At 32.5% G+C, this 3,823-nt stretch carries 3 protein-coding genes; 2 read left to right on the top strand and 1 reads right to left on the bottom strand.

Annotated elements, in window-relative coordinates:
• Window positions 1-462 precede the first annotated feature (462 nt).
• Both GOQ24_RS13585 and GOQ24_RS13580 read left to right on the top strand, forming a co-directional pair.
• Window positions 463-840: a hypothetical protein gene (locus tag GOQ24_RS13585; protein ID WP_160339937.1), complete on the top strand. Its 378-nt coding sequence runs from the start codon at window positions 463-465 to the stop codon at window positions 838-840.
• Window positions 841-1,051: 211 nt separating this feature from the next.
• Window positions 1,052-2,995: an OmpA family protein gene (locus GOQ24_RS13580; protein WP_160339936.1), complete on the top strand. Its 1,944-nt coding sequence runs from the start codon at window positions 1,052-1,054 to the stop codon at window positions 2,993-2,995.
• A gap of 57 nt (window positions 2,996-3,052) precedes the next feature.
• On the opposite strand, the gene GOQ24_RS13575 is transcribed toward GOQ24_RS13580, so the two are convergent.
• Window positions 3,053-3,592: an NADPH-dependent FMN reductase gene (locus GOQ24_RS13575; protein ID WP_155091903.1), complete on the bottom strand. Its 540-nt coding sequence runs from the start codon at window positions 3,590-3,592 to the stop codon at window positions 3,053-3,055.
• Window positions 3,593-3,823: the final 231 nt, after the last annotated feature.

Here is a 3,823-nt window from a genome sequence, read left to right as displayed (position 1 = left end):
AGAACATTACAGATTTATATCCTCATAACTATAAAACATTAAACTCAAACGTTGTAGAAGAATAATTATATCTCACAAGATGTACTTGCTCGGGTGCATACGCTGCTATGTGAATTTGTCAATCATTTTTTTGTATTTGTTGTAAAATAATCTTTAAAAGGAACTGTTAATTTACAATTATATATTGATTTTCAGGTTTGTTTTGTCAGAAATTCAATATGTGATTCATTGATGAAATTTGATATTCGTATTTGAATATTTAAAGTTTGTAGGTATTACTTAATGTATATTTGAGTAGTGGTTATAATGATGACCTCGTCGTCGTCATAGATAGATTTTTATAAAACCGGTCACATAGTGATCGGTTTTTTTATGTAATATTGTAAGTACTTTTTTAGATAGATTATTGATAAGATAATTTAGTAGAGTAAATGTGTTATTTGTGTTTTTTCGAATTTTAATATGAAGATAATTATAGGAGGTAATAAGATTATATGCTTTGTTCTTCTGATACTGAGTTTTTCTTGTCAACAGAAAGCAGAAAAGGGAAGCGAACAACGGCAAGCAGTTGAAAATAATCAATTAATTAATCAAGGGGAAGCAAATGTCTTAAATGTCAATTATGTCAATATGGATAGAGATACCTTGTTTATCTCTTATGACAACATAAATAATTGGGCACTTATTAAGCTTAATAAGAAGGAAGTTATCTTGCCTAAATTAGTTATTAATGGAGATACAATCTATAAAGATGATAATTTCTCTTTAGGTTTTTGTAGTAAGAAAATTTGTTTAAAAGATAAAAAGAAAATTATTTTCGAAGGAACTATTGTTAAATAATAAAAAACTTGCTAATTTAGATAAGTCAAGTGTTTTGTATAATTAATGTTAAGGCAGTTTTCTAAATGGTGAAGAAAACTGCTTTTTCTTTTTAATCTATTGATATAAAAAAATAGTCGAATAAAGGCAACTAATTTTGTTTTGTCGCGTTATGCTTTAATAAGGGATAATATTATAGTAAATTTGATTTAGTAAAAAAAGAAGAATAAACATGATTGGAAGATATATTGTCAAGTATGGGATGCTGGTAGTAATGTGTTTCGCTTTTAATGTGGATGTACTTGCAAAGAAAAAACCAAGCCTTAAACGCGCTGACAAATATTATAAGAATACTGAATATACAAAAGCTGCTGAGGAATATAAACGCTTAGATAGAGGCAGCCGAAATACAGATGCGTATGTTTACTTGCAACTGGCTAACTGTTATGATAAGTTAGATCGCGTTATCGAGGCATCTACTTATTATGGTAAAGCCATTGCCAAGGACAAAGATATAGATCCAGAGGTGTTGTACCGCTACGCAAAGATTCTACAGAAAAGTGGTCGTTATGAGGTAGCTCGAGATATGATGGATGACTTTTCAGAGCTAAAACCTACCGACAGTAGAGCAAAAGACTTTTTACAAGATCCTGATGCTTATTATAATCTATCAAAGTTGAAAGAGCGATTTTCTTACCAAGAATCAGGAATGAATGATCGATACTATGACGATTTTGGTGCGTTAATGACTTTAAATGATACAATATACTTTGTGTCGAATCGCACGAAACAAGAAAAGAAAATAGCCCGAAAGCTATTTGAAGTTCGCGACAAGTATAAGAGATTGCCTAACTACGATATCTACCAAGCGGAGTTTAAATCACCTTCCGACCCCATTTTTAAAGCAACGAGATTAAAGGGAACTATCAATAAGCGTTTTAACGATGGGAGAGCTACACTCGCTCCAGACGGAGAGCGCATTTTCTTTGCTTCCGAATCGTATAGACATCGTCGCTTTAGAAAGAATCCAATCGTAAAAAGCAGAGACCGAATAATGAATCTCTTTGTAGCACAACGAAAAGGAACAAAGTGGAGAAAAGTAAAGAAGCTACCTTTTACCAAGCCTCATTACACTTACCAGAGTCCAGCTATGAGCGCAGATGGTAAATATTTGTATTTTGCATCTAATATGGAGGGGAGTCATGGTGAGCTTGATATTTGGCGTGTTGAATTGTTAGAAGATGAAGATTACGGCGAACCTGAGAACTTAGGAAGTGTTATTAATTCTGGGACAATCAACGACGATCCTTTTGTAAGCGAAGAAAATATATTGTATTTCTCATCAGATCGATGGGGTGGATTTGGAGGAATGGATATTTATATGGTTGACTTAGATAGTAAAAATGCTAAACCTATTAATGTAGGTCCACCTATTAATACCGCATTGGATGACTATTCTTTTTCATTTTATCCCAGTAAGAATATAGGGTTCTTTTCTTCCAATAGAATTGGTCGTAATGACATTTATAAAGTACTTCCAGTATGTAAACGCGATGTTGAAATTACAGTAAAAAACAAGAAATTTGACAAAGTTATTCCAAATGCTTTAGTGCAGTTTACAAATAGTAAGCGAATGACTGAGGCTGAAGCTGTGACAAGAGAAGATGGTAAAGTAGAGGGATATATTACTTGTGGCGAAACGTATAAAGTAGAGATTAATCACGCCGATTATATCAACGAAGAATTAGAGGTTTCAATTGGCAAGGATCAAGAAAGGGAGTCAATAGTTGTTTACTTAAGACCTTTAGAGGAATTAATGATTGAAGAAGACCGCATTACGCTTGCGCCAATTCACTTTGCTTTTGATCAGAAGGAAATCACGTTAGAAAGTAAGCACGAATTAGATAAATTAGTAAAAGTAATGAAACGCTATCCTACTATGCGTGTAAAAGTGGCATCACATACAGATAGTAAAGGTAAAGCAGAATACAATTTGAAATTGTCTGAGAATAGGGCTCAAGCAACTGTTGAATACTTAGTTAGTCAAGGAGTAGCTGAGGATAGATTAGAGTATGAAGGTTACGGATCTAAGGATCTAAAGATAAAATGTAATCCATGTGATGAGGCACAAGATGCTCAGAATAGGCGTTCAGAGTTCTTGATTTTGAATAAATAGCAATTTATATATATCAAAGAGGGCTATCTAATATTATTAGATAGCCCTCTTTATTTTTTATTGCTTACTTTGAATTAACAATTCAGTCAACATATTCATTTTGTTTTTATACATTTCTGATATGTCATTGTTTTCATATAAATCCATATTGCTGATAGGAATAGAATAAGGTAGTGACCAAGCTCTTAATGCCTTCGCGATATTGTCTAAGGACTGTATCCCTTGCATCGCTTGATTTCCTGCCGACCAGCAAGTAAATCCTACTACTTTATTTGTCAAATAAGCTGGTGTGTCTTTTGACGTGATTTCCAGCCAATCTATCGCATTTTTCATTACGCCAGTTAAACTTCCATGATATAGAGGAGTTAACCAAATCATGATGTCTGCCGAACGGAAAGCGTTTGCAAAGTCCAAAACATCATCAGGGATATCCTGCATGAGTTTTGCTTGAAATATAGGGATCTGATAATCAGATAAGTGAATTTGCTGGACTTCAACATTAGCTTTTATGAATTGATCTGCGTAGTATTGTGCTATACGTCTCGATGTACGAAATGATTCTTCATCTAAAGAACCATTAAAAATTAAAGCTTTCATAAAACTATTTTGAATATTTTACGGACTAAGGTATGACAATTATTTGAGAGAATAAGTTTATGCAAAATGCTTTGTACAGTGCGTCTACATTTGTCAAAAATTAAAAATAATAAAAATAAAATGCTTAATTATTAATTTGTAATTGATTTTATAATTTCTTTCTCAATAATGCCAAACATTAAAATAATTTTATTGTTTTCATATAAATTCAATGTTTGCTCAGCTATATCA

Source organism: Myroides sp. LoEW2-1, from assembly GCF_009767705.1.
Classification (GTDB): Bacteria; Bacteroidota; Bacteroidia; order Flavobacteriales; family Flavobacteriaceae; genus Flavobacterium; species Flavobacterium album_A.
The sequence above is the reverse complement of the archived record's forward strand: the minus strand, read 5'-3'. Positions and strand labels throughout refer to the sequence as shown.